Source organism: Mycolicibacterium chitae (assembly GCF_900637205.1).
GTDB classification, from domain to species: Bacteria; Actinomycetota; Actinomycetes; order Mycobacteriales; family Mycobacteriaceae; genus Mycobacterium; species Mycobacterium chitae.
In genome coordinates this window covers 3,853,559-3,874,141 of record NZ_LR134355.1, presented here as the reverse complement: position 1 = coordinate 3,874,141, position 20,583 = coordinate 3,853,559, and the positions used below count along the sequence as shown (strand labels likewise).

Here is a 20,583-nt window from a genome sequence, read left to right as displayed (position 1 = left end):
GTGGTTCACGCGATCGAGCAGTACGCTCGCGAGGATCCCGGCGCGGTCGCACTCTTCGACGGCGCCACCTCCTGGACCTGGCGCCAACTCAACGACCGCCTCAACCGGGCCACCAATTGGCTGCTGGCCCAGGAGATTCCCGCGGGCCGACGGGTGGCGGTGCTGGGCGCCAACAGTGTGCACGTGGTGCTGGCGCACCTGGCCACCACGTACGCCGGGCTGTCGACGGTGCCGGTGAACTACCACCTGACCGCCGACGAGATCGGCTACATCCTGCGCGACGGCGCCGTGCACCTCGTGCTGTGCAGTCTCGACACGGCCGCCACGGTGCGCGCCGCCGACCCGGACGTGCAGGTGGTCTCCTGGCCGGAGTGGGACACCGTGCTGGCGGCTCACCCCGACACCGAACCGTCGGCCGACATCGCCCCGGCCAAGCCGCTGTACTACACCTCCGGCACCACCGGCCACCCCAAGGGCGTCGAACTGCCCGACCAGATGTTCCCCGGCGGGGCCTCGATGGTCGAATACGTGCAGCGCGTGATCGATTCACCGATCCGCACCCCCGGCAAGCACCTGGTGGTCGCACCCATGCACCACACCGGGCCGATGGCGGGGGTCCGCGGCATCCTGGCCGGCCAACCGCTGGTGATCCTCCCGCGCTTCGACGCCGAACAGGTGCTGGCCACCATCGACCGCGAGCGGATCCAGGCCACCATGATGGTGCCCACCCACTTCTCCCGGCTGCTGCAACTGCCCGCCGCTGTGCGCGACCGCTACGACGTCAGCAGCATGGGCAGCATCGTGCACACCGGCGCGGCCTGCCCCGTCGAGGTCAAGCGCGCCATGATCGACTGGTTCGGCCCCATCCTGATCGAGGCCTACGGCTCCACCGAAGCCGGCACCGTCACGCTGATCACCTCGCCGGAATGGCTCGAGCACCCCGGCTCGGTCGGCCGGGCCATGCCCGGCTACGAGCTGACCATCCGCACCGAAGACGGCGACGTACTGCCCACCGGCACCGAAGGTTTGGTCTGTGTGCGCTCCACCACCGGGCACCGGCCCGCCTACCACGGCGACCCGGAGAAGACCCGACGCAGCTACGTCGCCGACGGGGTCTTCGCCGTCGGCGAGATCGGCTACCTCGATGCCGACGGCTACCTGTTCCTCACCGACCGGGCCTCCGACATGGTGGTCAGCGGCGGGGTCAACATCTACCCGGCCGAATCCGAAGCCGTGCTGCGGGCGCACCCGGCCGTCGCCGACGTGGCGGTCATCGGGATTCCGCACGACGACCTCGGCGAGCAACTGTGCGCGCTGGTGGTCAGCACCGACCCGGACCTCGACCCCGCCGAACTGGTGACCTGGAGCCGGGACCGGCTGGCGCACTACAAATGTCCCCACCTGGTCGAGCTCGTCGATTTCGATCTGCGCTCGGTGATGGGAAAACTGAACAAGCGGCAACTGCGGACCCGGTACCTGGCCCGTCGCGACGCCGCAACGATGCCGGCAGGGAGGCCCTGATGGACACCGCCGAACTGACCCGCGACGCGCCCGCGGAGTTCGCGTTCACCGACGAACACACCGCGCTGCGCGGCATGCTCGCCGAGTTCTTCGTCGACCCCGGCGAAACCGGCTGGCGCCGAATGCTTTCCGAGGTCGGCGCCGACGAGATCGTGTTCGACACCGGTAACCCGGACGCCTCGGCCACCGCGATCGACCTCGCCATCCTGGCCGAGCAGGCCGGTGCCGCACTGTTCGGCGGCCCGCTGCTGCCCAGCGTCGCCGCGGGGGTGGTGGGCGGCGCCGTCGGCGACGCTGCACTGCTGGCCTGGCTGCGCGACGGGACGTGCACCGCCGCGTTGGCCACCGGCGCCTCGATGAGCACCAACGCCGCCGGCATCGACGTCACCGTCGCACCGGTGTGGCACGCCGCCGACGCCGACGTCGTCGTGGCCGCCGGCACCCTCGACGGGGCACCGGCGGTGGCGCTGTTCACGGACCTGGGCGGCGGCCTCGAGGTGCGGGACGGGCTGGACCTGTCCCGGTCGATCGGGCGACTCAACCTGCGCGGCGCGCGTCCCGCCGTCCTGTTGAGCGGTCCGGATGCCGCTGCGGTGCACACCGCGCTGGGCCGCCGGATCGACCTGGTGACCTCCGCCGAACTGCTCGGCGTGGCCCAGCACGTGCTGGACGGGACCGTCGAATACGTCGACAAGCGCATCCAGTTCGGCCGCAGCATCGGTTCGTTCCAGGCGGTCAAGCATCGGCTGGTGGATCTGCTGGCGGCCGTCGAACTGGCCCGCTCGGCGGTGTACGGGGCCGCCTGGCGGCTGGCCGGGGCGCCGCACGCGCTGGGCACCGACATCGACCTCGCCGTGGCGGCGGTGCTGTCCCGTAAGGCCGCGCTGGCGGTCACCAAGGCAGGCGTCCAGCTGCACGGCGGCATCGCGATCACCTGGGAACACTGGGCGCACCACTACCTGCGCCGCGCCAATTCGGTTGTCGCGCTGACCGGCTCGCCCGCCGAATACCGGCGCCGGCTGGCCGAGCTGATCGATCGGCGGGACGCATGACATCTTCCGACCAACTGCGCACCCAGGTCGACCGCTGGGTCGGCGAGCACTTCCCGGCGAAATTCCGCGGCGCGGGCGGTTCGGCGCTGCTGGCCGACATCGACCCGGCCGCGGCCGCGGGCTGGTACGCCGCGCTGGGGGAGCGCGGCTACACCGTGCCGCACTGGCCCCGCGAACACGGCGGACTGGACTGCACCGAGGAACAGGCCGCCGCGATCCGTTCGGTGCTGGCCGCCCACGGCGCCGGGCTGCCCGACCACTACTTCGTGCCGCTGATGCTGATCGGCCCGGCCATCATGGACTGGGGAACCCCGGAGCAGCAGCGGAAGTACCTGCCCGGCATCGTGTCCGGGGCCGACATGTGGTGTCAGCTGTTCAGCGAACCCGGCGCCGGTTCGGACCTGGCCAGCCTGGCCACCCGGGCCGTGCGCGAGGGCGCGTCGTGGCGGATCAACGGCCAGAAGGTGTGGAGTTCGTTCGCCACCGACTCGCGCTACGGGATGCTGTTGGCCCGCACCGATCCCGAGCGGCCGAAGAACGCCGGCATCACCTGCTTCCTGGTCGATATGGCCTTACCGGGCGTGACCGTGCGCCCGCTGCGCCAACTCACCGGCGACGAACACTTCTGCGAGGTGTTCCTCGAGGACCTGGTGCTGGGCCCCGAGACCATCCTCGGCGAGGTCGACGACGGGTGGCGGGTGGCGATGTCGACGCTGAACGCCGAACGCTCCGGGCTCTCGGAAACCTCGAGCGCCAGCGGCGTCCCGTTGGCCCCGGTGCTGGAGTTGGCCCGGCGCACCGGAGCCTGGGCGGATCCGGTGATCCGGGATCGGCTGGTCGACCTGTTCGCCGTCGAGCACGCGCTGGCGCTGACCAACCTGCGCTCCATCGCCGAGTCCCGCAACCCCGGGGGATCGCCGACCGGCTCCATCACCAAGCTGGTGCTCTCCGAATTGTCCCAGGAGATCAGCGAACTCGGGTTCGAGATCGGCGGGGCGGAGGCGGCTTACTGGGACGAGGAGATGCCGCCCGAGACCCACAACCTGCTCGACAGTCGCCGGTTCACCATCGCCGGCGGCACGTCCGAGGTGCAGCGCAACATCGTCGGGGAACGGGTGCTCGGCCTGGAACGCGAGATCGATCCGGGCCGGGGCAAGCCCTGGCGTGAGCTGCGGCGCAGCTGACATGCCGACCGTCACCGTCCAGCCGTCCGGGATCACGTTCGCCGCGGCGCCGGGCCAGACGGTGATGGCGGCCGCGCAGGCCGCCGGGCTGCGCTGGCCGACGGTATGCGGCGGCAACGGCGACTGCCTGGTCTGCCACGTCAGCGTCCTGGCGGGCCCGCAGCGGTTGTCGGAGCCGTCGGCGGCCGAGGCGGCGGCGGTGCGCAACCTCACCGGCAGCCAGGGCGGGCGCGGCGAGCACGTGCGGCTGGCCTGCCAGGCGGGGGTGCGCGGCGACGTGGTGGTGGAAAAACGTGGGGTGCGCAGGAAGCGAATCCCAACAGGACAGGAGGAGCCGGGTGGCTGAGGTCATCGATCCCGACATCATGGAGGTCAGCGACGGCCGGTTGCGGCTCATCGGTGGCCGCTGCGGTGCCTGCGGCGAGGTCGAATTCCCGCGCAAGCCGTCGTGTCGGGACTGCGGCGGTGCGGACATCAGCGCGATGCCGCTGGCCGATCGCGGGGTGCTGTGGAGCTGGACCGTGCAGCGCTTCCCGCCGCCGAGCCCGCCGTACTTCGGTGCTGCCGACGAGTTCGAGCCGTACGGGGTGGGCTACGTGGAACTGCCCGGCGAGGTGATCGTCGAGGCGCGGCTGACCGAATCGGACCCGCGACGGCTGCGCATCGGGATGCCGATGACGCTCACCACCGTCGACGTGGTCACCGAAACCGGGGAGCACAAACCGACTTTCGCCTTCGCGCCGGAACAGGAAGGGGATCGATGATGTCCGTGGCGAATTCCGTGGCGATTGTTGGCGTCGGCTGCCGGCCGTTCGGCCGCTACCAGGACACCACCGTGCGCACCGAGGCGGTGGCCGCCGCGCGCGCCGCGCTGGCCGACGCGGGCGTGTCCTGGCCGCAGATCCAGTACGCCGTCGGCGGCAGCATGGACGGCGGACCGGCCGACACCCTGGTCGCCGACCTCGGCCTGACCGGCGTGCCGTTCGTCAACGTGTTCAACGGCTGCGCCACCGGCAGCAGCTCGCTGATCTCGGCCGTGCACACCATCAGCTCCGGGGCCGCCGATCTGGCGCTGGTCATCGGGTTCGACTCCCACCCGCGCGGCGCCTTCGCCATCGACCCGACGGCGATGGGGCTGGGGCAGTGGTACGGCAGCTCGGGGCTGGCGCTGACCTCGCAGTTCTTCGCGTTGAAGATCCAGCGCTACCTGCACGAGCACGACCTGTCGCCGCAGCTGCTGACCAAGGTCGCCGCCAAGGCGTTCCGCAACGGCTCGCTGAACCCCAACGCCTGGCGGCGAAAGCCGCTGACCGAGGCCGACATCGAGGCCTCGATGATGCTGTCGGACCCGCTGCGCCAGTACATGCTGTGCTCACCGGGCGACGGCGCCACCGCGTTGGTGCTCTGTAATGCCCAGCGGGCCAAGGAGTTCAGTCCGCACCCGGTGTACGTCGCCGCGTCGGCGGTGCGCACCCGCCGGCCCGGCTCGTTCGAGGTGCTGGCCCCGTCGCTGTCGGTGCGACGCGGGGTCAGCCCGTCCGTCGACGCCGCCGCGGCGGCCTTCGAACTGGCCGGCATCGGACCCGCCGACGTCGACCTGGCGCAACTGCAGGACACCGACGCCGGCGCCGAGATCATCCACATGGCCGAGACCGGCCTGTGCGCCGACGGCGAACAGCAGGCGCTGATCGAGGCCGGCGAGACCGAACTGACCGGGCGGTTACCGATCAACACCGACGGCGGGGTGCTGGCCAACGGGGAACCGATCGGCGCCTCCGGTCTGCGGCAGATCCACGAGAACGTCCTGCAGTTGCGCGGCACCGCGGGGGAACGGCAGGTGCCCGGGCGACCCAAGGTGGCGTTGTCCCACGTCTACGGTGCCCCGGGCCTGAGCGGCTGCACCCTCCTGACGCGGTGAGGGCGGCGGCATGAAAGTGCGGGTGAACCCCGACCGCTGCGTGGGCAACGGGATCTGCGAGGCCGTCGCACCGGAGCTGTTTATCGTCGAAGACGACGGTCAGGCAAGGCTTTTGGTCGACGACATCCCGGCCGCACAACACGAACTCGCCACCGAGGCGGTGCAGTCCTGCCCGGCCCAGGCGCTCGACATCCTCGACACCGAAAGGCGACCCTGATGGAAATCAAGATGCCCAAGCTCGACGTGACCATGACCGAGGGCACCTTCCTCGGCTGGCTGGTGCCCGACGGCACCGCGGTGGACGAGGGTGAGGACCTCTACACCGTCGGCACCGACAAGGTGTCCACCGACATCCCCGCCCCGATCGCCGGCACGCTGCGCTATGGGCCGGTCGCCGAGGACGAGACCTACCCCGTCGGAACCACTTTGGGCACCCTGGACGCCTAGGTTCAGCCCCGCAGCAGGGCCACCACCCGTTCCTCGGCCGAGGCCGGGACCAACTCGAGCGGCAACTCGTCGGTGCCGGGCAACCGACCGTCGGGGTCGGCGAACTCCTGATAGGTCTTGTCACCGGTGAGCGCGAACAACAGGAAGCCGGTCAGCAGCGCGCGCACCGACTTCTGGGTGCCGCGATCCGAACCACCCGCGCCGACGAACTTCGCCAGCTTGCGCCCCTCGGCCAGGCCCGTCGACTCGGCCTTGCTGAGGATGTGCAGCGCGGAGTTCGGCCAGGCGCGGGCCAACTCGACCGCGTTGGACCGCAGATCCGTGCCGTCGCGCGGGGCGGTGAACACCACACCGGGCACTTTGAGGCCGGGGGCCGGTTCGGTGGCGTTGGGCTTGGTCACCGACGGGAACAGGGCCGCGACGGCCCTCGGCGGGGTGGGCGAGCCGCCCAGGCCGGCGGCCGCGAAGATCGCCGCCGCGGCGCCGAAGCCGTGGCCGACCAGGCCCAGCTTGCCCGGGTGGACGCTGATCTCCCCGGCGCCCAGCCGCACCCCGGTGACGATATCCAGGGTGGTGCCCAGGTCGAAGCCCAGGTTCAGCACCGACGGGGCCAGGCCGCGCTCGGTGTCCGGCGCGGCGGCCACAATGCCCCAGGACGCCAGATGCTCGAGGGTTCCGGAGTAGCGGTCGGCGCCTGTGACCCAGTCGTGCCCGAACGCCACCGCCGGCAGATTGAACCCGCTCGCGGGGGTGTAGACCAACCCCGGCAGGCCGGCAAACGCCAGGTCACCGCGGAGAACGCGGTGTGGACCCCGGCGGCTCAGCTTTGACACGAGCTTCTTGATACTGGCCACCCGATGACGTTAACTCACATCCGCCGACGAGGGTTCTTGCGGCGCTCTCCACTACCCTGATTACTCATGTGCGGAATCGTCGGTTATGTCGGGCATCGTCCTGCCCGTGGCATCGTGGTCGACGCGCTGCGCCGGATGGAATACCGCGGCTATGACTCCGCGGGCGTAGCGCTGCTCGACGGCAGTGGCCAGATGACCGTGCGGCGCCGCGCCGGGCGGCTGGCCAACCTCGAAGAGGCCCTGGCCGAGACCGATGACGCGGCCCTGGCCGGCGCCACCGGCATGGGCCATACCCGCTGGGCCACCCACGGGCGTCCCACCGACCGCAACGCGCACCCGCACCGCGACGCCGCGGGCAAGCTGGCCGTCGTTCACAACGGCATCATCGAGAACTTCGCCGTCCTGCGCGAGGAACTCGAGGCCGCCGGCGTGGAGTTCGCCAGCGACACCGACACCGAGGTCGCCGTGCACCTGGTGTCGCGGTCCTACAAGGACGGACCCACCGCCGGGGACTTCCTGGCCTCGGTGTTTTCCGTGCTGGGCCGGCTGGAGGGGCACTTCACCCTGGTGTTCGCCCACGCCGACGAACCGGGCACCATCGTGGCCGCCCGCCGCTCCACCCCGCTGGTCGTGGGCATCGGCGACGGGGAGATGTTCATCGGCTCCGACGTCGCCGCGTTCATCGAGCACACCCGGCACGCGGTGGAACTCGGTCAGGATCAGGCCGTCGTGATCACCGCCGACGGCTACCGGATCACCGACTTCGCCGGCAACGACGACGCCGCCAACGCCCGCGAGTTCCAGATCGACTGGGATCTGTCGGCCGCCGAGAAGGGCGGCTACGAGTACTTCATGCTCAAGGAGATCGCCGAGCAGCCCCAGGCGGTCGCCGACACCCTGCTGGGCCACTTCGTCGACGGCCGCATCGTGCTCGACGAGCAGCGGATGAGCGATCAAGAACTGCGCGAGGTCGACAAGGTCTTCATCGTCGCCTGCGGCACCGCCTATCACTCCGGGATGCTGGCCAAGTACGCCATCGAGCACTGGACCCGGCTGCCCGTCGAGGTGGAACTCGCCAGCGAGTTCCGTTACCGCGACCCCGTGCTGGACCGCAGCACGCTGGTGATCGCCATCTCGCAGTCCGGCGAGACCGCCGACACCCTCGAGGCCGTGCGGCACGCCAAGGATCAGAAGGCCAAGGTGCTGGCCATCTGCAACACCAACGGCAGCCAGATCCCGCGCGAATGCGATGCGGTGCTCTACACCCGCGCCGGGCCGGAGATCGGCGTCGCGTCCACCAAGACGTTCCTGGCGCAGATCGCCGCCAACTACCTCGTCGGGCTGGCGTTGGCGCAGGCCCGCGGCACCAAGTACACCGACGAGGTGGCCCGCGAGTACCAGGAACTGGAGGCGATGCCCGCGCTGGTCGCCGAGGTGCTCACCCGGATGGACGCGGTGGCCGCGATCGCCGGCCAGTTCGTCGCGTCGCCCACCGTGCTGTTCCTCGGCCGCCACGTCGGCTACCCGGTGGCGCTCGAGGGTGCGCTCAAGCTCAAGGAGCTGGCCTACATGCACGCCGAGGGCTTTGCCGCCGGCGAGCTCAAGCACGGCCCGATCGCGCTGATCGAGGACGGCCTGCCGGTGATCGTCGTGATGCCCTCCCCGAAGGGCACCGCGATGCTGCACTCCAAGCTGCTGTCCAACATCCGCGAGATCCAGGCGCGCGGCGCGGTGACCGTGGTGATCGCCGAGGAGGGCGACGAGACGGTGCGGCCCTACGCCGACTACCTCATCGAAATGCCCGCGGTGTCAACGCTTCTCCAGCCGCTGCTGTCGACCATCCCGCTGCAGGTGTTCGCCGCCGCGGTGGCCCAGGCCCGCGGGTACGACGTGGACAAGCCGCGCAACCTGGCGAAGTCGGTCACCGTCGAGTAGCCCAAGAGCGTAATGCCACCCGATCTCGCCGTCCCCGCCGTCAACATCGGCGGCGACCGCGAGCTCGGGCATTTCCGCAGTGCCGAGGGGTTCGAGGAGTACCTGCGGCTCTACCGCGCCGGCATGGCGGCGCTGCCGCCGTTCACGTTCCAGGACGTCGCGACGACGTTCGGCACCGTGCGGACCTACCGGTTCGGCGGGCCCGACGGCACCCCGGTGCTGCTGCTGCCCGGCCGCAACGCGTCCACCCCGATGTACGGGGGCAACCTGCCGCCGCTGCTCGCGCACCGCACGGTCTACTGCGTCGATCTGCTCGGCGAGGCGGGTCTATCGGTGCAGCGCCGCCGCATCACCGGCGCCGAGGACCAGGCCCAGTGGCTCGACGAGACGCTCGCCGGGCTCGGGCTGGACCGGGTCCATCTGCTGGGGGTGTCGTTCGGCGGCTGGAGCGCGACCAACGCCGCGGCCCGTCGGCCCGGGCGGGCGGAGTCGCTGGCGCTGCTGGATCCGGTGCTGACCTTCGCCCGGTTGCCGATCACGACCGTCCTGGCCTCGGTGCCGATGGCGGTGCCGGGGGTGCCCGAGGCGCTGCGCCGCCGGGCCCTGCGCTGGATCTCCGGCGGGGCGGAGCTCGAGGACGCCGAGCCGGTGGCCTCACTGATCGCCTCCGGCGGAAGAGATTTCGTGCTGCGCACCCCGATACCGCGCCGCATCCCCGACGATCGACTCCGCGGGCTCGACATCCCGGTGCTCGCCCTGATCGCCGGGCGCAGCGTGATCCACGACGCGCACCGGGCCGCCGAGCGCGCCCGGAAAGTGCTGGCGCGCGGGCAGGTCGAACTCTGGCCGCAGGCCTCCCACGCCATCAACGGCGAATATCCAGACGAGATCGCCGAAGTGGCCTCCACGTTCTGGGCGAAAACTGCCGGCTGACGACGCCGCCGATCGACCGCGATGGCCCGGCCCGGGGCGTTCGTCAGCCGAGTCGGGGCCCAAAGGCCCTGGTGAACGGGGCGCTGGGCGCCGACAATGAAGGCGCCACACCGGCACGCCCGTGTGCCGGACGGCTCGGACACGTGAAGGTGTGAGGAACATGTTCACCAACCGCGCGATGATCGCCGCTTCGGCCGCTCTGGCGCTGACGTCAGCGCTCGCCGTCGGGGGGTTGACCGCCGGCGCCACGGCCGACATCGCCGCACCGGTGACGGCGATCTCGATGAGCAGCGGTGTGCATCCGACCCACCCGTGGGGTCCCCAGTGCTGGGGACCGGACGGCACCTGGAACCCAGATTGCGGCCCGGCCCACGAACCGGGAATGGGGCACGGACAGTGGGGGCCGGGAATGGGGCACGGCCATGGTGGTCCCGGCATGGGACACGGCCACTGGGGGGCGATGGGTTGGTGACGGCCGAAGCCGCAGTCAACCCGTAGCCTGACTCGGATGCGGCACTACTACACCGCCGAGGTGATCCGCGACGCCGAGGCCCCACTGCTCGCCGCGCTGCCCGACGGCGCGCTGATGCGCCGCGCCGCCTACGGTTTGGCGGTCGCGACCGCCCGCGAACTGCGCGCCCGCACCGGCGCGGTGGCCGGGCGCCGGATCTGCGCCGTCGTCGGCTCCGGCGACAACGGCGGCGACGCGCTGTGGGCCGCGACCCTGCTGCGTCGCCGGGGCGTGGCCGCTGACGCGGTGCTGCTCAACCCGGACCGCGCCCACCCCGCGGGGCTGGCGGCGTTCCGCGCCGCCGGCGGCCGCGTGGCGCAAAGCATCGCCCCGACAACCGATCTGGTGCTCGACGGCGTGGTCGGCATCGGCGCCACCGGCCCGCTGCGCCCCGACGCGGCCGCGGTGTTCGCGGGCACCGACGCGCCCGTCGTCGCCGTCGACCTGCCCAGCGGCATCGACGTGCACACCGGGGCGCGCCCCGGACCCGCGGTGCAGGCCGCGCTGACGGTCACCTTCGGTGGGCTCAAACCCGTACACGCACTGGCCGATTGCGGACGTGTCGAACTCGTCGACATCGGTTTGCAGTTGCCCGACACCGACCTGCTCGGATTCGAGGCGGGCGACGTCGCCGCCCGCTGGCCCGTCCCGGGCCGCCGCGACGACAAGTACACCCAGGGCGTCACCGGGGTGCTGGCCGGCTCGCAGACCTACCCGGGGGCGGCGATCCTGTCCGCCGGCGCGGCCGTGGCCGCCCACTCCGGCATGGTGCGCTACGCGGGAAGCGCTGCCGCCGAGGTGGTTTCACACTGGCCCGAGGTGGTCGCCGCGCCCACCCCGGAGCAGGCCGGCCGGGTGCAGGCGTGGGTCGTCGGCCCGGGCCTGGGCACCGACGCGACCGCCGAGCAGACCCTGCGCTTCGCGCTCTCGGCCGACGTGCCGGTTCTTGTCGACGCCGACGGGCTCACGCTGCTGGCCCAACACCGCGAACTGGTGACCGACCGCGCCGCGCCGACCGTGCTGACCCCGCACGCCGGCGAATTCGAACGGCTCGCCGGGCGAGGACCGGGCGAGGATCGGGTGTCCGCGGCGCGCACACTGGCCGCCGAACTGGGCGCCGTCGTGCTGCTCAAGGGCCACGTCACCGTCATCGCGGCGCCGGACGGCCCGGTGTATCTCAACCCGGCCGGCGGATCCTGGGCGGCCACGGCCGGATCCGGCGACGTGCTCTCCGGGATCATCGGCGCGCTGCTGGCCGCCGGTCTGGCGCCGGTGGAGGCCGCCGCCGCGGGGGCCTTCGTGCACACCCGCGCCGCCGAACTGTCCGCCGCCGATCCCGGCCCCGCGCCCGTGCCCACCTCGGCGGCGCGCATCCTGTCCCATATCCGCTCAGCGCTGGCCCGCATCCTCTAGAAAGGTCGTTATGCCCAACGTGTCGCACACCTCGTCCCTGGAACCCGCCTACACCGGTCGCCTGTCCGCCGCGCCGGTGCCCGCGCTGCGGCTGCCCGATGAGGCGATGACGCCCGATCAGGCCTACCGCTTCATCCACGACGAGCTGATGCTCGACGGCAGCTCCCGGCTGAACCTCGCCACCTTCGTCACCACCTGGATGGACCCCGAGGCCGGTCAGCTCATGTCGGAGACGTTCGACAAGAACATGATCGACAAGGACGAGTACCCGGTGACCGCGGCCATCGAGCAGCGCTGCGTGTGCATGGTCGCCGACCTGTTCCACGCCGAGAACCTGCGCGACGACGACCCGTCGACCGCCATCGGGGTGTCCACCGTCGGTTCCAGCGAGGCCGTCATGCTCGCGGGCCTGGCGATGAAGTGGCGCTGGCGCCAGCAGGTCGGCGACGACCCGAAGACCGGCTGGAAGACCCGCACGCCGAACCTGGTGATGGGCTCCAACGTGCAGGTGGTGTGGGAGAAGTTCTGCCGCTACTTCGACGTCGAAGCCCGCTACCTGCCGATGGAGGACGGGCGCTACGTCATCACCCCGGAGCAGGTGACCGCCGCCGTCGACGAGGACACCATCGGGGTGGTCGCCATCCTGGGCACCACCTACACCGGCGAACTGGAGCCCGTCGCCGAGATCTGCGCCGCCCTCGAGGAGTTGGCCGGTGGGCAGGGCCCCGACATCCCGGTGCACGTCGACGCCGCCAGCGGCGGATTCGTGGTGCCGTTCCTGCACCCGGACCTCAAGTGGGACTTCCGGCTGCCGCGGGTGGTGTCGATCAACGTCAGCGGCCACAAGTACGGCCTGACCTACCCGGGCATCGGGTTCGTGGTGTGGCGCAACGCCGAGCACCTGCCGGAGGAACTGGTGTTCCGGGTCAACTACCTCGGCGGGGACATGCCCACCTTCACGCTGAACTTCTCCCGGCCCGGCAACCAGGTGGTGGGGCAGTACTACAACTTCCTGCGGCTGGGCCGCGGGGGCTACACCACGGTGATGCGGGCCCTGGCGGACACCGCGCGGTGGCTGGCCGCCGAGATCGCGGCGCTGTCGGTGTTCGAGCTGATCTCCGACGGCACGGCCATCCCGGTGCTGTCGTTCAAGCTCAAGCCGGGCGTCAAGTACACCGTCTTCGACATCTCGGCGATGCTGCGCAGCTACGGCTGGCAGGTGCCGGCCTACACCATGCCCGACGACGCCTCCGACGTCGCGGTGCTGCGCATCGTGGTGCGCGAGGGCTTCTCGGCGAACCTGGCCCGCGCGTTGCGCGACGACCTGGTGGAGGTGCTGGCCAAGCTGGACAAGGTCGGCGTCGGTGGCTTCTCCGACGAGGAGCATTTCGCGCACTGACCGCGCGCCTGGGACAATCGACCGCGGTGATCACAACATGAACCGTCCGGCCGCCGTCGTCGACCTGGGTGCCATCGCGCACAACGTCGTCAAGCTGCGGGAATGCGCGCAATCGGCACAGGTGATGGTCGTCGTGAAGGCTGACGGCTACGGGCACGGCGCCGCCCAGGTGGCGCGCGCCGCGCTGGGCGCCGGCGCCGCCGAACTCGGTGTCGCCACCGTCGAGGAGGCCCTGGCGCTGCGCGCGGCCGGCATCACGGCCCCGGTGCTGGCCTGGCTGCACCCACCGGGCACCGACTTCGCCCCGGCCGTGGCCGCCGATGTGCAGATCGGGGTGTCCTCGCGGCGCCAGCTCGACGAGGTGCTGGCCGCCGCACGTCAGACCGGCACCAGCGCCGCGGTGACGGTCAAGGCGGACACCGGACTCAACCGCAACGGCGTGGCCCCCGCGGATTTCCCGGACCTGGTCGCCGCGCTGGGCCGCGGGGTGGCCGAGGGCGCGCTGCACGCCCGCGGCATCATGTCGCATCTGGCCTGCGCCGATGAGCCCGAACATCCGACCAACGACCTGCAGGCCAAGTGCTTCACCGAGCTGATCGCGCTGGCGCGCCGCGAGGGGGTGGCGTTCGATGTGGCGCACCTGGCCAATTCCCCGGCCACGCTGACCCGACCCGACCTGGCGTTCGACATGGTCCGGCCCGGCATCGCCGCCTACGGCCTGAACCCGGTGCCGCAGCACGGCGACATCGGCCTGATTCCGGCCATGACGCTGACCGCGCCGGTGTCGATGGTCAAGAAGGTGCCCGCCGGCGCCGGGGTGTCCTACGGCCACACCTGGATCGCCGAGCGCGACACCACCGTGGCGCTGATCCCGCTGGGTTACGCCGACGGCATCTTCCGCTCGCTCAGCGGGCGCTTCGAGGTGGCGATCCGCGGACGGCGGCGCCCCAGCGTGGGCCGGGTCTGCATGGATCAGTTCGTCGTCGACCTGGGCCCCGGACCCACCGACGTCGCCGAGGGGGACACGGCGATCCTGTTCGGGCCCGGGAATTCCGGGGAGTTGACCGCCGCGGACTGGGCCGAGTTGCTCGGCACCATCCACTACGAGGTGGTGACCAGCCCGCGGGCCCGGGTCACCCGCGTCTACACCGAGGGCGAGGCGCAGTGAGCGCACGACGCTGGCTGGCCGGGGTCGCCGGCCTGGGCACGGTGGGTGCGGTGGCCGGGGTGTCGACCGCGCGTTCGCTGACCCGGCGCACACCCCGCGAAGATCCCTATCTCGGTGAGGATTTCACGCTGTTCGACACCGACCGCAGCAGCGTGGTCACCACGCCCGACGGCGTCGACCTCGCGGTGCGCGAGGTGGGGCCGGCCGACGCGCCGGTGACGGTGGTGTTCGTGCACGGCTTCTGTATGGGCATGGGCTCCTTCTACTTCCAGCGCCGCGACCTGGCGCCGCTGTGGGGCGATCAGGTCCGGATGGTGTTCTACGACCAGCGCGGCCACGGCCGGTCCGGGATCGCCTCCTACCGCACCTACACCGTCGAGCAACTCGGCCAGGACCTCGACACCGTGCTGACGCTGCTGGCGCCCACCGGACCCGTGATCCTGATCGGGCATTCGATGGGCGGCATGACGGTGCTCTCGCACGCCCGCCAGTTCCCACAGCACTACGGCAAGCACATTGTCGGCGCCGCGCTGATTTCTACTGCCGCCGAAGGGCTCTCGCGCTCACCGATCGGCGAGATCCTGCAGAACCCGGCGCTGGAGATGGCCCGGTTCGCCACCCGCTACGCCCCGAGCCTGCTGCACCGCGGCCGCGGCGCGGTGCGCACGGTGCTGGCCCCCATCCTGCAGGCCGCCTCGTTCGGTGACGACGAGATCAGCCCCACCGTCGCCCGCTACACCGAGGCGATGATCCACGACACCCCGGTGAAGACCATGGTGGGATTCCTGCACGCGCTGGGCACCCACGACGAGGCCGACGGCCTGACCACCCTGGCCGGCCTCGCGACCCTGGTGGCCTGCGGTTCCGGCGACGTGCTGACCACCCCGGAGCACTCCGCCGAGATGGCCGCGGTGCTGCCCAAGTCCGAGCTGTTGGTCATCGGGGACGCCGGTCACCTGGTGCAACTGGAGGAGCCCGAGGTGATCAATGACGCGTTGGCGCGGTTGGTCGACAGGGCCACCCCCGGCAAGCTGGTGGCGATGACCCGCCGGCTGCGTGATCGGGCCCGGTCCCGTGGCTGACGACGGACGGCTGAGCGCGGGTTCGGCCACGCTGGAGACCGCGCAGGACACCCTGGCGCTGGGGCAGCGCCTCGGGGCGCAGTTGCGCGCCGGGGACGTGGTGGTGCTCTCCGGCCCGCTCGGGGCCGGAAAGACCGTGCTGGCCAAGGGAATCGCGGCGGCCATGGACGTCGACGGACCGGTGACCTCACCCACGTTCGTACTGGCCCGGCTGCACCGGGCGCGGCGAGCCGGTGCCCCGGCGATGGTGCACGTCGACGTCTACCGCCTGCTCGATCACGCCGCCGCGGACCTGCTGGGCGAACTGGACTCGCTGGACCTCGATACCGATCTCGACGACGCGGTGGTGGTCGTGGAGTGGGGCGAGGGGCTGGCCGAGCGGCTGTCGGACCGCCACCTCGACATCCGGCTGGAGCGCGGGGTCGACTCCGAGGTGCGCACCGCGACGTGGACCTGGAGTGCGCCGTGACCAACGTTCTGGTGATCGACACCGCCACCCCCGCCGTCACCGCCGCGATCGTGGCCGACGGCGTCGTGCTGGCCGAGCGGGTGACGCGGGACCCCCGCGCCCATGCCGAATGCCTGACCCCCAATGTGCTTGGCGCGCTGGCCGATGCGGCGCTGACCATGGGTGACCTCGACGCGGTGGTGGTGGGCTGCGGGCCGGGACCCTTCACCGGCCTGCGAGTCGGGATGGCCACGGCCGCGGCCTACGGGCATGCGCTGGACATCCCGGTGCACGGGGTCTGCAGCCTGGACGGCATCGGCGGGCAGACCGCCGGTGAGGTGCTGGTGGTGACCGATGCGCGACGGCGCGAGGTGTATTGGGCGCGCTACCGCGACGGTCTGCGGGTGGCCGGGCCCGAGGTGGCCGCCCCGGCCGATGTGGCCCTCGACGGTGTGGTCGCGGTCGCGGGCTCGCCCGAGCACGCGGCCCAGTTCGGGCTGCCGGTGAGCGGCCCGGAGTATCCGATGCCGGTGGCGTTGGTGGCCGCGGTGCCGAATTGGGATGGCGTGCCCGAACCCTTGGTGCCGTTGTATCTGCGCCGGCCCGACGCCAAGACCCTGGCCGAGCGGGGACTGCAATGACCGGCGAGGTGGAGGCCGTGGCCATCGACGCGCTGCGCAGCGCCGACGCCGACCGCTGCGCGCAACTGGAAGCCGAGCTGTTCCCCGGCGACGACCCGTGGCCGGCGCGGGCCTTCCGGCATGCGGTGGCCTCCCCGCACAACCACTACATCGCCGCGCGCGCCGACGGTGGGCTGGTCGGCTACGCCGGGATCACCCGGCTGGGTCGGCGGGCGCCGTTCGAGTACGAGGTGCACACCATCGGCGTCGACCCGGCCTGGCGGGGCCGCGGGATCGGCCGCCGGCTGCTCGACGATCTGCTGGCCTTCGCCGACGGCGGCGTGGTCTTCCTGGAGGTGCGCACCGACAACGAGGCCGCCATCGGGCTGTACGAGAGCGCCGGCTTCGTCAGAATGGGAGTGCGTAAGCGTTACTACCCGGGCAGTGGCGCCGACGCCTACACCATGCGACTGGGACCGGGGGAGCCACGATGACCATTATTCTCGCGATCGAGAGTTCCTGCGACGAGACCGGAGTGGGCATCGCGCGCCTCGACGACGACGGCACGGTGACGCTGCTGGCCGACGAGGTGGCTTCCAGCGTCGACGAGCATTCCCGGTTCGGGGGCGTGGTGCCCGAGATCGCCTCCCGCGCACACCTCGAGGCGCTGGGCCCCACGATGCGCCGCGCACTGGCCACCGCCGCGGTGGCGCGCCCCGACGTGGTGGCCGCGACCATCGGCCCCGGACTGGCCGGGGCGCTGCTGGTGGGGGTGGCCGCGGCCAAGGCGTACGCGGCGGCCTGGGAGGTGCCGTTCTACGCGGTCAACCACCTGGGCGGGCACCTGGCCGCCGACGTCTTCGACCACGGTCCGCTGCCCGAGAGCGTCGGGCTGCTGGTGTCCGGCGGGCACACGCATCTGCTGCATGTGCGCTCGCTCGGCGAGCCGATCGTCGAGTTGGGCAGCACCGTCGACGATGCGGCCGGGGAGGCCTACGACAAGGTGGCCCGGCTGCTCGGGCTGGGTTATCCCGGCGGCAAGGTCCTCGACGACCTGGCCCGCACCGGGGACCGGGAGGCGATCGTGTTCCCGCGCGGGATGACCGGGCCGCGGGATGCCCCGTACGCGTTCAGCTTCTCCGGGCTCAAGACCGCGGTGGCGCGCCATATGGAAGCCCACCCGGACGCCTCGCCCGCCGATGTGGCCGCCGGTTTCCAGGAGGCCGTCGCCGATGTGCTGACCCGCAAGGCCGTGCGCGCGGCCACCGACCTCGGGGTCTCGACGCTGATCATCGCCGGCGGGGTGGCGGCCAATTCCCGGCTGCGGGAACTCGCCGAGGAGCGGTGTGCGGCAGCCGGTTTGACGTTGCGGGTGCCGCGACCCCGGTTGTGCACGGACAACGGCGCGATGATCGCCTCGTTCGCGGCCCATCTGATCGCCGCCGGCGCGCCGTCCTCGCCGCTGGGGGTGGCCAGCGACCCGGGCCTGCCCGTGGTGCAGAGCCAGGTCGCATGAGCGCCGGGGTGGCTGATCGTCTGGCCATCGCCGAATTGCTCTACCGCTATGCCGAATTGATCGATGCCGGCGACTTCGACGGCGTGGGACGGTTACTGGGCGGGGGCGCGTTCATGGGGGTGACCGGCGCGGAGCGCATCGCCGAGCTGTTCGCCGCCACCACCCGTCGCTTCCCCGAGCACGCCAACACCCCACGTACCCGGCATCTGGTGCTCAACCCGATCGTCGAGGTGGACGGCGCCGCGGCGGGCGCGCGGTCGACGTTCTGCGTGGTGCAGCAGACCGAGTCGGTGGCGCTGCAGCCCATCGTCGTCGGGCGCTACGCGGACACCTTCGCCCGGGACGAGGACGGGTGGTTCTTCACCGACCGCACCGTGGTGATCGAGATGCTCGGCGATGTATCGGACCATCTGCTGATCGATCCGAGCCAGTTCGGCTAGAGCGCCAGTCTGTTTAGAACGGTGGGGGTTTGGTGCGTTCGGCGACGTGGGCGTCGTTGAGTGCGCGTTCGGTTTTGATGCGGTAGGCGCGGGCTTTGGCGCGGGTTTGTGTGCGGCGCGGCATTTTCAGGGTCCGCCCGGGTGAGTCTTCCGGCGGTGGTGGTGGGGCCGCGGGGTCGGTGGGTGGTGCGGGGGTGTGGGTGTTCCAGTCGGGGAACAGCAGTGCGGCACCGGGTTTGGACCGGTAGGTGTGGCCGGTGGGGGTGGTGATGACGATGGTGCCGTCGGGCAGTTGTTCGTCGTGCCAGCCGGGCCAGAAAGTCTTGGCCAGGTGATGTTTTCGGCAGTAGCAGCCGAGGTTGGCGGGGTGGGTGGGGCCGTGTGGGTAGGGGCGGGTGTGGTCGATGTCGGTGGCGAAGGCCGGCCGTGGGCAGCCGGGGAAGCGGCAGGTCAGGTCGCGCAGGCGCACGAAGGTGGCCAGCGCGGCCGAGGGCCGGTAGCGGGGTTCGGCCGCGGTCGGGGTGGGCACGGGGCGCACGCGGGCGCCGCGGGCGATCAGGTCCTGGAGCAGCGGGGCGGGGATGATGCCGCCGCGGCCTTCGACGAGCAGGGCCGGCTTGGGCCGCGGCCCCGAGGGTGCCGGAGGGGCCGGGGGCGCTGGTTCTGGCTCGGCGGGTTCCTCGCCGTGCAGACTTTCTCCGGCATCGGCAGGGGTGGTGAGGGTGGCGTGTTCGGCGACGACGTGGACGATCACGTTGGTGGCGCGGCCGTCGTCGGCGGTCGCGGGGCACTCCGGCGACCCGCACAGGCAGGCGAGGTGGTCGGCCTTGTTAGCCAGGGCGCCGAGGGCATCGGCGCGGCGTTGGGCCACGGTGCGGGGGTCGCCGGTGCAGACGGCGGTGGCCATGGCGGTCAGGCGTTTGTCGAGGGCGGCGGCGTCGGTGGCCAGCAGCCGTCCCCATAGGGCGGTGGTGCCGCTTTGTTCGTCGGGGTCGGCGATGGTGATGTCGCGGTGGCGGGCGTTGCCGGTGGTGCGGCGGAGCGCGCCGGGGTCGATCTCGTCGACGAGCATGTCGAGGGATTGGATGAGTTTGTAGTCCGACAGTGGGCCCCAGGTGTGGGCTTGGTCGGCGATGCGGGCATCGAGGGTGGCGATGGCTTCGGGGTTGAAGACCAGGTAGGTGCGGTCGGCGATGAGTTGGGCGGTGTGGGCGGTGATGGCCCCGGCCAGGACCAGGGCCCCGACTTTGGGGAAGCGTTCGCGCACGGTGATGGCCAGGTTCATCAGGGTGGTGGCGCGGTGGTGGCTGATGTTCAAGGCGGCGGCGATCTCGGCGGCGGTGGCGTCCCAGTCGTCGCAGGCCCAGTCGGGGTGCTCGTCGGTGCAGCGGCGGGTGACGAATTCGGCGACCGCGGACAGTCGTCGTCCTTCGGCGGCCGCCGCAGCGGTCGACCAGCCGCGAATGGCGTCGATCAACCCGGCATCGGGACACGCGCGTAGCGCCCCAGGCTCCGGAAACGACCCATCGAACATATGTGCGAGTCTAGGTCGCGAAGGGCGGGGTCGGGGCTCGAAAGCTGGGCCCCTGTGGGTGAAGGTCCAACTGTGGATAACCGGGACGGTCCTTGTTCGCCGGCAGCGATTTCTTGCATAGGCACCAGGGCACCCTTGAGTGCTAGCACTCTCGTGTATAGAGTGCTAGGCGGCAGTCGGACCGCCTCGAGTCGGCACCCGCGACGACGGCGCGAGGGCAGGAACGAATGCCGACCACACATCAGAGTGAAACATGAGTGAAGGGGCTCCATCGTGGCGAGCGTGAACATCAAGCCACTCGAGGACAAGATCCTCGTTCAGGCCAACGAGGCCGAGACCACGACCGCATCCGGTCTGGTCATCCCCGACACCGCCAAGGAGAAGCCGCAGGAAGGCACCGTCGTCGCAGTTGGCCCCGGCCGCTGGGATGAGGATGGCGAGAAGCGGATTCCCCTGGACGTGTCGGAGGGTGACGTCGTCATCTACAGCAAGTACGGCGGCACCGAGATCAAGTACAACGGCGAGGAGTACCTGATCCTGTCGGCCCGTGACGTGCTGGCCGTCGTCTCCAAGTAGCGATAAGTGTGCCGCCCCGGAGGTCCCCAGAA

At 71.3% G+C, this 20,583-nt stretch carries 23 protein-coding genes; 21 read left to right on the top strand and 2 right to left on the bottom strand.

Annotation, left to right across the window (positions count from 1 at the left end; all coding sequences use genetic code 11):
* Genes EL338_RS18495 through EL338_RS18460 form a run of 8 tightly spaced genes read left to right on the top strand, consistent with a single transcriptional unit; the run spans position 1 to position 6,122 of the window.
* Positions 1–1,521, top strand: a complete 1,521-nt coding sequence (locus EL338_RS18495) for an AMP-binding protein (protein WP_197721900.1) — start codon at positions 1–3, stop codon at positions 1,519–1,521.
* Complete coding sequence (locus tag EL338_RS18490) at positions 1,521–2,573, top strand: acyl-CoA dehydrogenase family protein (protein ID WP_235666198.1); 1,053 nt, start codon at positions 1,521–1,523, stop codon at positions 2,571–2,573. Before EL338_RS18495 ends, EL338_RS18490 begins: the two co-directional genes overlap by 1 nt.
* Complete coding sequence (locus EL338_RS18485; RefSeq protein ID WP_126335082.1) at positions 2,570–3,757, top strand: acyl-CoA dehydrogenase family protein; 1,188 nt, start codon at positions 2,570–2,572, stop codon at positions 3,755–3,757. Before EL338_RS18490 ends, EL338_RS18485 begins: the two co-directional genes overlap by 4 nt.
* Before the next feature lies 1 nt (position 3,758).
* The gene (locus EL338_RS18480; protein ID WP_126335081.1) at positions 3,759–4,103 is read left to right on the top strand and encodes a 2Fe-2S iron-sulfur cluster-binding protein; all 345 of its coding nucleotides are present in this window, start codon (positions 3,759–3,761) and stop codon (positions 4,101–4,103) included.
* Positions 4,096–4,521 (top strand): Zn-ribbon domain-containing OB-fold protein, encoded by a 426-nt coding sequence (locus tag EL338_RS18475; protein ID WP_197721899.1) that lies wholly within the window; start codon positions 4,096–4,098, stop codon positions 4,519–4,521. Before EL338_RS18480 ends, EL338_RS18475 begins: the two co-directional genes overlap by 8 nt.
* Entirely contained in the window at positions 4,521–5,675 is a 1,155-nt protein-coding gene (locus tag EL338_RS18470; protein WP_126335080.1) for a thiolase family protein, read from the top strand. Before EL338_RS18475 ends, EL338_RS18470 begins: the two co-directional genes overlap by 1 nt.
* A 10-nt stretch (positions 5,676–5,685) precedes the next feature.
* The gene (locus EL338_RS18465; RefSeq protein ID WP_126335079.1) at positions 5,686–5,892 is read left to right on the top strand and encodes a ferredoxin; all 207 of its coding nucleotides are present in this window, start codon (positions 5,686–5,688) and stop codon (positions 5,890–5,892) included.
* Complete coding sequence (locus tag EL338_RS18460) at positions 5,892–6,122, top strand: lipoyl domain-containing protein (RefSeq protein ID WP_126335078.1); 231 nt, start codon at positions 5,892–5,894, stop codon at positions 6,120–6,122. The genes EL338_RS18465 and EL338_RS18460 overlap by 1 nt, the downstream gene beginning before the upstream one ends.
* Positions 6,123–6,124: 2 nt before the next feature.
* Here EL338_RS18460 and EL338_RS18455 read toward each other — a convergent pair whose 3' ends face one another.
* Positions 6,125–6,976, bottom strand: coding sequence for a dienelactone hydrolase family protein (locus EL338_RS18455; protein ID WP_126335077.1), 852 nt, complete (start codon positions 6,974–6,976; stop codon positions 6,125–6,127).
* Positions 6,977–7,042: 66 nt separating this feature from the next.
* On the opposite strand from EL338_RS18455, the gene glmS reads away from it, so the two are divergent.
* From glmS to EL338_RS18395, 12 genes are all read left to right on the top strand, one after another.
* The gene (gene glmS / locus EL338_RS18450; protein ID WP_126335076.1) at positions 7,043–8,911 is read left to right on the top strand and encodes a glutamine--fructose-6-phosphate transaminase (isomerizing); all 1,869 of its coding nucleotides are present in this window, start codon (positions 7,043–7,045) and stop codon (positions 8,909–8,911) included.
* Positions 8,912–8,923: 12 nt separating this feature from the next.
* The gene (locus EL338_RS18445) at positions 8,924–9,844 is read left to right on the top strand and encodes an alpha/beta fold hydrolase (protein WP_126335075.1); all 921 of its coding nucleotides are present in this window, start codon (positions 8,924–8,926) and stop codon (positions 9,842–9,844) included.
* Positions 9,845–10,004: 160 nt separating this feature from the next.
* On the top strand, positions 10,005–10,316 hold the full coding sequence (locus EL338_RS18440; RefSeq protein ID WP_126335074.1) for a hypothetical protein: 312 nt from the start codon (positions 10,005–10,007) through the stop codon (positions 10,314–10,316).
* Positions 10,317–10,352: 36 nt separating this feature from the next.
* Entirely contained in the window at positions 10,353–11,768 is a 1,416-nt protein-coding gene (locus tag EL338_RS18435) for an NAD(P)H-hydrate dehydratase (RefSeq protein ID WP_126335073.1), read from the top strand.
* A 10-nt stretch (positions 11,769–11,778) separates the two neighbouring features.
* The gene (gad, locus tag EL338_RS18430; RefSeq protein ID WP_126335072.1) at positions 11,779–13,167 is read left to right on the top strand and encodes a glutamate decarboxylase; all 1,389 of its coding nucleotides are present in this window, start codon (positions 11,779–11,781) and stop codon (positions 13,165–13,167) included.
* A gap of 37 nt (positions 13,168–13,204) precedes the next feature.
* Positions 13,205–14,335: an alanine racemase gene (gene alr, locus EL338_RS18425; protein WP_126335071.1), complete on the top strand. Its 1,131-nt coding sequence runs from the start codon at positions 13,205–13,207 to the stop codon at positions 14,333–14,335.
* Positions 14,332–15,417, top strand: coding sequence for an alpha/beta fold hydrolase (locus EL338_RS18420; protein ID WP_126335070.1), 1,086 nt, complete (start codon positions 14,332–14,334; stop codon positions 15,415–15,417). Before alr ends, EL338_RS18420 begins: the two co-directional genes overlap by 4 nt.
* The gene (gene tsaE, locus EL338_RS18415) at positions 15,410–15,886 is read left to right on the top strand and encodes a tRNA (adenosine(37)-N6)-threonylcarbamoyltransferase complex ATPase subunit type 1 TsaE (RefSeq protein WP_126335069.1); all 477 of its coding nucleotides are present in this window, start codon (positions 15,410–15,412) and stop codon (positions 15,884–15,886) included. The genes EL338_RS18420 and tsaE overlap by 8 nt, the downstream gene beginning before the upstream one ends.
* Positions 15,883–16,506 carry a tRNA (adenosine(37)-N6)-threonylcarbamoyltransferase complex dimerization subunit type 1 TsaB gene (tsaB, locus tag EL338_RS18410; RefSeq protein WP_126335068.1) on the top strand — a complete coding sequence of 208 codons (624 nt, stop codon included), beginning with the start codon at positions 15,883–15,885 and terminating at the stop codon, positions 16,504–16,506. Before tsaE ends, tsaB begins: the two co-directional genes overlap by 4 nt.
* Positions 16,503–16,979: a ribosomal protein S18-alanine N-acetyltransferase gene (gene rimI, locus EL338_RS18405; protein WP_126335067.1), complete on the top strand. Its 477-nt coding sequence runs from the start codon at positions 16,503–16,505 to the stop codon at positions 16,977–16,979. Before tsaB ends, rimI begins: the two co-directional genes overlap by 4 nt.
* Positions 16,976–18,001, top strand: coding sequence for a tRNA (adenosine(37)-N6)-threonylcarbamoyltransferase complex transferase subunit TsaD (gene tsaD / locus EL338_RS18400; RefSeq protein WP_126335066.1), 1,026 nt, complete (start codon positions 16,976–16,978; stop codon positions 17,999–18,001). The genes rimI and tsaD overlap by 4 nt, the downstream gene beginning before the upstream one ends.
* Positions 17,998–18,441 carry a nuclear transport factor 2 family protein gene (locus EL338_RS18395; RefSeq protein ID WP_126335065.1) on the top strand — a complete coding sequence of 148 codons (444 nt, stop codon included), beginning with the start codon at positions 17,998–18,000 and terminating at the stop codon, positions 18,439–18,441. Before tsaD ends, EL338_RS18395 begins: the two co-directional genes overlap by 4 nt.
* Positions 18,442–18,454: 13 nt before the next feature.
* On the opposite strand, the gene EL338_RS18390 is transcribed toward EL338_RS18395, so the two are convergent.
* Positions 18,455–19,975 carry an HNH endonuclease signature motif containing protein gene (locus EL338_RS18390; protein WP_126335064.1) on the bottom strand — a complete coding sequence of 507 codons (1,521 nt, stop codon included), beginning with the start codon at positions 19,973–19,975 and terminating at the stop codon, positions 18,455–18,457.
* Positions 19,976–20,248: 273 nt separating this feature from the next.
* Here EL338_RS18390 and groES point away from each other — a divergent pair, with 273 nt between their 5' ends.
* Positions 20,249–20,551: a co-chaperone GroES gene (groES, locus tag EL338_RS18385; protein ID WP_003929249.1), complete on the top strand. Its 303-nt coding sequence runs from the start codon at positions 20,249–20,251 to the stop codon at positions 20,549–20,551.
* The last annotated feature ends 32 nt before the right edge of the window (positions 20,552–20,583 follow it).

Excerpts from the sequence above, each read along its gene's own strand:
- EL338_RS18490 (WP_235666198.1), top strand. The coding sequence starts at position 1,521 with ATGGACACCGCCGAACTGACCCGCGACGCGCCCGCGGAGTTCGCGTTC.
- EL338_RS18485 (WP_126335082.1), top strand. The coding sequence starts at position 2,570 with ATGACATCTTCCGACCAACTGCGCACCCAGGTCGACCGCTGGGTCGGC.
- EL338_RS18480 (WP_126335081.1), top strand. The coding sequence starts at position 3,759 with ATGCCGACCGTCACCGTCCAGCCGTCCGGGATCACGTTCGCCGCGGCG.
- EL338_RS18470 (WP_126335080.1), top strand. The coding sequence starts at position 4,521 with ATGTCCGTGGCGAATTCCGTGGCGATTGTTGGCGTCGGCTGCCGGCCG.
- EL338_RS18465 (WP_126335079.1), top strand. The coding sequence starts at position 5,686 with ATGAAAGTGCGGGTGAACCCCGACCGCTGCGTGGGCAACGGGATCTGC.
- EL338_RS18460 (WP_126335078.1), top strand. The coding sequence starts at position 5,892 with ATGGAAATCAAGATGCCCAAGCTCGACGTGACCATGACCGAGGGCACC.
- glmS (WP_126335076.1), top strand. The coding sequence starts at position 7,043 with ATGTGCGGAATCGTCGGTTATGTCGGGCATCGTCCTGCCCGTGGCATC.
- EL338_RS18445 (WP_126335075.1), top strand. The coding sequence starts at position 8,924 with ATGCCACCCGATCTCGCCGTCCCCGCCGTCAACATCGGCGGCGACCGC.
- EL338_RS18440 (WP_126335074.1), top strand. The coding sequence starts at position 10,005 with ATGTTCACCAACCGCGCGATGATCGCCGCTTCGGCCGCTCTGGCGCTG.
- EL338_RS18435 (WP_126335073.1), top strand. The coding sequence starts at position 10,353 with ATGCGGCACTACTACACCGCCGAGGTGATCCGCGACGCCGAGGCCCCA.
- gad (WP_126335072.1), top strand. The coding sequence starts at position 11,779 with ATGCCCAACGTGTCGCACACCTCGTCCCTGGAACCCGCCTACACCGGT.
- alr (WP_126335071.1), top strand. The coding sequence starts at position 13,205 with ATGAACCGTCCGGCCGCCGTCGTCGACCTGGGTGCCATCGCGCACAAC.
- rimI (WP_126335067.1), top strand. The coding sequence starts at position 16,503 with ATGACCGGCGAGGTGGAGGCCGTGGCCATCGACGCGCTGCGCAGCGCC.
- tsaD (WP_126335066.1), top strand. The coding sequence starts at position 16,976 with ATGACCATTATTCTCGCGATCGAGAGTTCCTGCGACGAGACCGGAGTG.
- EL338_RS18395 (WP_126335065.1), top strand. The coding sequence starts at position 17,998 with ATGAGCGCCGGGGTGGCTGATCGTCTGGCCATCGCCGAATTGCTCTAC.
- EL338_RS18390 (WP_126335064.1), bottom strand. The coding sequence starts at position 19,975 with ATGTTCGATGGGTCGTTTCCGGAGCCTGGGGCGCTACGCGCGTGTCCC.